The organism is Thiomicrospira sp. (genome assembly GCF_014859555.1).
Taxonomy (GTDB): Bacteria; Pseudomonadota; Gammaproteobacteria; order Thiomicrospirales; family Thiomicrospiraceae; genus Thiomicrospira.
The window spans coordinates 1-5,243 of sequence record NZ_JACUTY010000083.1 but is presented as its reverse complement, the minus strand read 5'-3'; the positions used below and the strand labels follow the sequence as shown (position 1 = coordinate 5,243).

Below are 5,243 nucleotides of genomic sequence, written 5' to 3'. Positions count from 1 at the left end.
GGCTTTATCCTCATCGCCGGATTACTCGTCACCAAAATGAACCAGTCAGCTTAACCACCAGGCCTGGCACTAGTGTCCAGAATAAAATTATGAGGGTTTGACAAAAAAGCCGTCGTTCCTAAGTTAGTGTGATTTCCGACCAAAGAAAGACTTCAAAAAGGAGACGACGACTATGTTTAACTCTACTCGATTCGCGCAATTTTTAAAACCAATTCGCACCACATTTAATTCATTAGTCACCCAATACTAAACCGATAAACACGCCAAAGGCTTTAACGCTCAAGCGCAGCACCTTATCGGAAACTAATAGCAAACGTTCTGCCAATTTCTATCTTGCCTTATGCCAGCAATTGATGGGTCAGGTGAATCGATGATTACGCAAACTAGCTGCCTTTAAGGGCATCCAATCCTATCCCGTTGATCAACACGCGCCTCACATTCTTGAAGATCAATGCATTGAGTTTAGCGGTGTAAATCAAAAAGCACGACTTGGAGCATTCCAAATGCGCCGTGTACTGGTTGCGCGTGAGGACAACAAAGGTCAGTTGGAATTAATTACAAGCGACTTTAAACGTTCAGCTTAAGCGATAGCGCAGCTCTATAAACAACGCTGGCAGATCAAACTGTTCTTTAAGTGGATTAAACAACACTTAAAAATCAAACGCTTTTGTTAGACGTCAACTATTTTGTCCGGTCGGCGACAATTATCTTGGCCGCTTTGAGCCTGTTTAAGTTAACGACCTAATTTCTGTTTTCTACGATAGCGGAACATATTATGGCTATGACGGCGCGTCAAATTCAATCGGATTTAACCGCTACAAACTTAACATTAGATGGTCAAAGCATCATGTTGGATCAGGGCTGGATTGACAATGCCGCCGGAACCCCATTCAGTAACGCTTTTGGTTTTGGTGCAGTGAATGTGCAAGCCGCGATAACCGAAGCTTTAAATTGGAAAAGCGCCAACACCCAGCTAGCCGAACAGCAGGTTATCGCTTTAGACAAAGTCAGTTATAGCACACATAATGGGCTATCTGCATTCTAAGGTTGGATTCAGCCTTCCTCTTAACCAAGATTTACTTCTGTTTTGTGCAAAAGTTGGTAGAGTCGTTTGTTTTTATCAAGAAAGTATATACAATGTATAAATAATGCTTTTATATTTAGAGGGATTCGCCATGAGTTTTGCTATAGATACCAAAATACAAAAATGGGGTAATGGTCTTGGGTTAAGGGTTTCTGGCTTAATGAGAGACATCCCGCATTTTGAACAAGATATGCCCGTGCGGGTAGAGATTTCGGAGGACGGCATTACTGTCAAAAAAACGCAACCGAGCTTTACTTCACTCCCTTTTTCAGAAGAAGCGTTGCTTGCTAGCCTCAATCCTAGCACAGCCCATAGCGATCTATTGTCAACAACCTTAGAAAGCGAGTGGATTGAATGAGTAAGGATTATATTCCTGACAGGGCGGATATTGTTTGGTTGGATTTTGAGCCAACGAAAGGCAAAGAAATAGGGAAATACAGACCGGCATTTGTTCTTTCAAGCAAAACCTATCAACAACAAACAGGGCTGCTGATTTGTTGCCCTGTTAGCACAAGTATTCGTGGTGGACTAACCGAAGTTCCCTTGAACAATTTAGATCAGCCTTCGGTTGTCGCCTCAAGCTTAGTGCAGACGCTGTCTTGGAAAGAACGAAAAGTAAAGTTTATTATTAAAGCAGAAGCGGGTGTTTTAAATTCTGTATTACAGCGATTGCTTCCGCTTATAGGTGCTTCAGACATAGGCTGAAAAATATTTTCCAACCAAGCCTGAAAATTTGCGAACTTTATCAGACTTCCAATTCCAACCTCAGAATGCAAATAGCCACATAATGAAATCCCCAATGCTTCCGCCGTTGGTCTAACAAAGTCACAAACGCTCAGCGAAAACGCGATTGTGGAAAGTGTTTTAGTTGAGTTAACGATTCAAGAACTTGATACCAATAACCCGATTGATGCATCCGATTATTTAATGCACTTAGTTTCACCCTCTGGCACGACGAGTGTGATTCAAACCCCATTTAATGCATTTCGGTCAGGTTATGACATTGACAATATGCGACTCCTCACACATGCTTTTTACGGCGAAAATTTAACCGGAAATTGGACACTTAAAATCTGGGATGTAAACGATCATCAAACGGAAGACTCAACGCCTGCAAACCCAATATATGACAACGCCATTAAAGCGCCAGGGCATGGCAAACTGACCGATTGGAAACTAACCTTTTACGGACGTGCAGAATGAAAATATTACGCCTAATTTTAACCTTGTTTATCGGTTTATACAGTCACCAGGCCTGGTCAATTAATGCCTGTACACCGCTGGCTGAAGCCGCCGGAAAAGCTTATCAATTCGCTGAAAAACACGTCGCTATTCGCATTAATCAAACCCCACCACCAGGCCTGGTGGTTAAACAAGTCGAACGCGTGGGTGTTTGGCATGTCTACCAAACCGATACCGATTTGTTTAGTCAAGTATGCGCTGCTTTGCCCTTAGACCCCAACAACGCTGTGCAAAACGCAGCCAATGCCCAACCACCAGGCCTGGTATATCCGGTTTTGCAAAACCGATTTAACCAACGTTTTGCCGTCCTAAATGGTCAGTTTTTAATCAAAGCCAACGACAACAACAAACTGCAACAATGGCAAAAAGACTTTAACCTTAAACGCATTCTCAGCCTTTACGATGGTGAGACGGCGGTATTCCAAGCCGCCGACCAACAAGATCTCGCCGAACTGCTTAATCAGCTACAACGCCAAACCGGCTTAATTTCTGTCACGCCTTTATTGTCTGAACAGCGTTATAGGACAAGGTAAAAGTTTAATGATGGGTTTGAGTAAAAAACAAAAACGTTACCTTCATGCGGTTTTAATTAGCTTAGGCGTATTATTGGCTTCAATCAGCCTTTTTTTAACGGATCATCTAACCACACTCGAATATCAGGTTGATGATTTAAAAACAAGTTTGTTCCGACTGGATACACAAGCGCATGACGATGTGATTGTTTTATTAGTTGATGAGGCCTCTTTATCAACAATGGATCCGGTGGTTGGGCGTTGGCCTTGGCCTAGGTCGGTTTGGGCGGATGTAATTGAATACTTAGTAATAGGTGAAGCCAACACGATTGTGTTTGATATTTTATTTACCGAGCGCGTTTTAAATCAAAACAAACAGAGTAATGAACACGACCAAGCCCTAGTTGAAATGACGGGGCAAAGCCAGTTGGTCACCCATGCGATGCAAGTTTTATACGACTCATATAACCCCTATGCAGACAGACCATTACCAGAAGGTTTCGCTGAACGGTTTGCGATCAAGTCGATATCGGGATTACAAACATCAAATAACAATACATTTTATATCCCGTTCTCGCCACTCTATCAAAAAGCCCATCGAATGGGTGTGGTTGAGTTTTCACCAGATGGTGATGGCGTATACCGTCGAACACAGCTGTTCCGAGATTACCAAGGCGAGTTTTATCCGGTTTTATCGGTCGCTTCTATTCTGCATAAGCGCTCAGTAAAAGATATTCAATTTACGCCAACCAGTACTAAGTTCGATCAGCAAAAGATTCCATTAGATAGAAATGGGCTTTATCAGGTTAATTTTTATGAAAAGTTTAATACCTACTCATTAGCGAGCGTTTTAGCTTCAAGTTTTGAACTAAGAAAGGGAAATCTGGAAGCCTTGTACACGAGTGAACATTTATTAAGTCCTGAGGTGTTTAAAGATAAAATTATTTTCATCGGAACCAGTGCGGTTGGCTTAGAAGACTTAAAAACAACGCCAATTGATAGTCGCTGGCCAGGGGTGTTTTTGCATGCTGCGATAGCCAGTAATTTGCTGTTGGACGATTTTATAATTCAAGTTCCGACTTATCAAACCCTGTTTTTGATGTTGTTTGCAACAAGCTTGATTTTTATTATGTTGGTGAAGTTCAATTCATTAGCGGGTCAGTTGGCCTTGCCTTTGGGTCTAATTTTGTTGTTCACGACGGCAAATCTAGCCTTGTTTAATTATGCAAATATTCAGCTGGATTTAATCCCGGTTTTATTATCCGTAACAGTGGCATGGTTATTATTGGTCGGATATTTTTCAGCCACAGAAGGCCAGGAGCGCCGACGAGTTAGGCATATGTTGTTACAGTATGTATCGCCGGCCGCCTTAAGTGAAGTGCTGGATAATTATGAAGATCAACTTCAAGCTCAAGTGGGCGCTTTGGAAGAAATGTCGATTGTCTTTTCCGATATTAGAAGTTTTACCAGTATTTCTGAGCATTTGAGTGCTCAGAAAGTGGTTAAGATGTTGAATATACACCTAGAAATTATGACGCAAATTACGTTTGAGCACCGCGGTACGATGGACAAATTTATAGGTGATGCGACGATGGCTTTCTGGGGGGCGCCTCTAGAAGATAAAGATCATGCCTATAATGCAACGGTGACCGCAATAGATATGCACCGAGCAATTCCTAGAATCAATCAGCTGCTAAAAGAGCAAGACTTGCCAGCAATTAATATTGGGGTCGGGGTTAACACAGGGCAGGTTGTGTTAGGCAATATTGGCTCAAGCCAAAAGCTGGATTACACCATTATAGGTGATGCTGTTAACTTAGGCTCAAGGCTAGAAGCCTTGACAAAAGAATACCAATTGGGTGTATTAATTTCAGAGTTTACATGGCAAAAAGTGAATGACCGAATTCCGTGTCTTATGGTCGACAGCGTTCGAGTCAAGGGGCGCGAAAAACCAATCCGAATATTTAGCCCGCTGGCTTATCAAACGGACGCTGAAGCACTCATTAGTGAAGCTTTAGAGCTACAGTCAATTAGCGAGCAAGCGTTTAAAGCCTACCATAACCGAGAGTTTGAAAAAGCACTGGAACTATTCTTAAGTTTGCCAGAGGCGTTTGACGGCTTTAAACAAGTTTTTAAAGCGCGCTGCGAACATTATATAGAGAGGCCTCCCATTAAGGGTTGGGATGGCGTGTTTATTCAAACGCGGTTTCAAGAAATAAATAAGTAGTCGTTTTAGAGCTGGATATTTCAGGCATCCATAAAATTAGAATTTAATCTTAGCCGCGTAAGCCCAAGGTGCCCTATTGTTGGTTAACGAGGCAGGCCTGGTTATTCGGGTTTAAAAGCTTGCTGGGCGTATTGCATGGCAAGTAGGTAACGTTGGGTGAGTTCGGTCAGTGGCGCGT

The 5,243-nt window shown here is 42.4% G+C and carries 6 protein-coding genes and 1 pseudogene; all 7 read left to right on the top strand.

Features of this window, described 5'->3' with window-relative positions:
- Positions 1-587: 587 nt before the first annotated feature.
- Positions 588-671: pseudogene (locus IBX48_RS09705) on the top strand (transposase); the annotation flags it as partial.
- A gap of 104 nt (positions 672-775) precedes the next feature.
- Entirely contained in the window at positions 776-1,045 is a 270-nt protein-coding gene (locus IBX48_RS09700; protein WP_296833902.1) for a hypothetical protein, read from the top strand.
- A gap of 130 nt (positions 1,046-1,175) precedes the next feature.
- Positions 1,176-1,442: a hypothetical protein gene (locus IBX48_RS09695; protein ID WP_296833900.1), complete on the top strand. Its 267-nt coding sequence runs from the start codon at positions 1,176-1,178 to the stop codon at positions 1,440-1,442.
- Complete coding sequence (locus IBX48_RS09690; RefSeq protein ID WP_296833898.1) at positions 1,439-1,789, top strand: type II toxin-antitoxin system PemK/MazF family toxin; 351 nt, start codon at positions 1,439-1,441, stop codon at positions 1,787-1,789. The genes IBX48_RS09695 and IBX48_RS09690 overlap by 4 nt, the downstream gene beginning before the upstream one ends.
- Positions 1,790-1,936: 147 nt before the next feature.
- A complete protein-coding gene (locus IBX48_RS09685) occupies positions 1,937-2,287 on the top strand; it encodes a proprotein convertase P-domain-containing protein (protein WP_296833895.1) in 351 nt (116 codons plus the stop codon).
- Entirely contained in the window at positions 2,284-2,859 is a 576-nt protein-coding gene (locus IBX48_RS09680) for a hypothetical protein (protein ID WP_296833892.1), read from the top strand. Before IBX48_RS09685 ends, IBX48_RS09680 begins: the two co-directional genes overlap by 4 nt.
- Positions 2,860-2,866: 7 nt before the next feature.
- Positions 2,867-5,065, top strand: a complete 2,199-nt coding sequence (locus IBX48_RS09675) for an adenylate/guanylate cyclase domain-containing protein (protein ID WP_296833889.1) — start codon at positions 2,867-2,869, stop codon at positions 5,063-5,065.
- Positions 5,066-5,243: the final 178 nt, after the last annotated feature.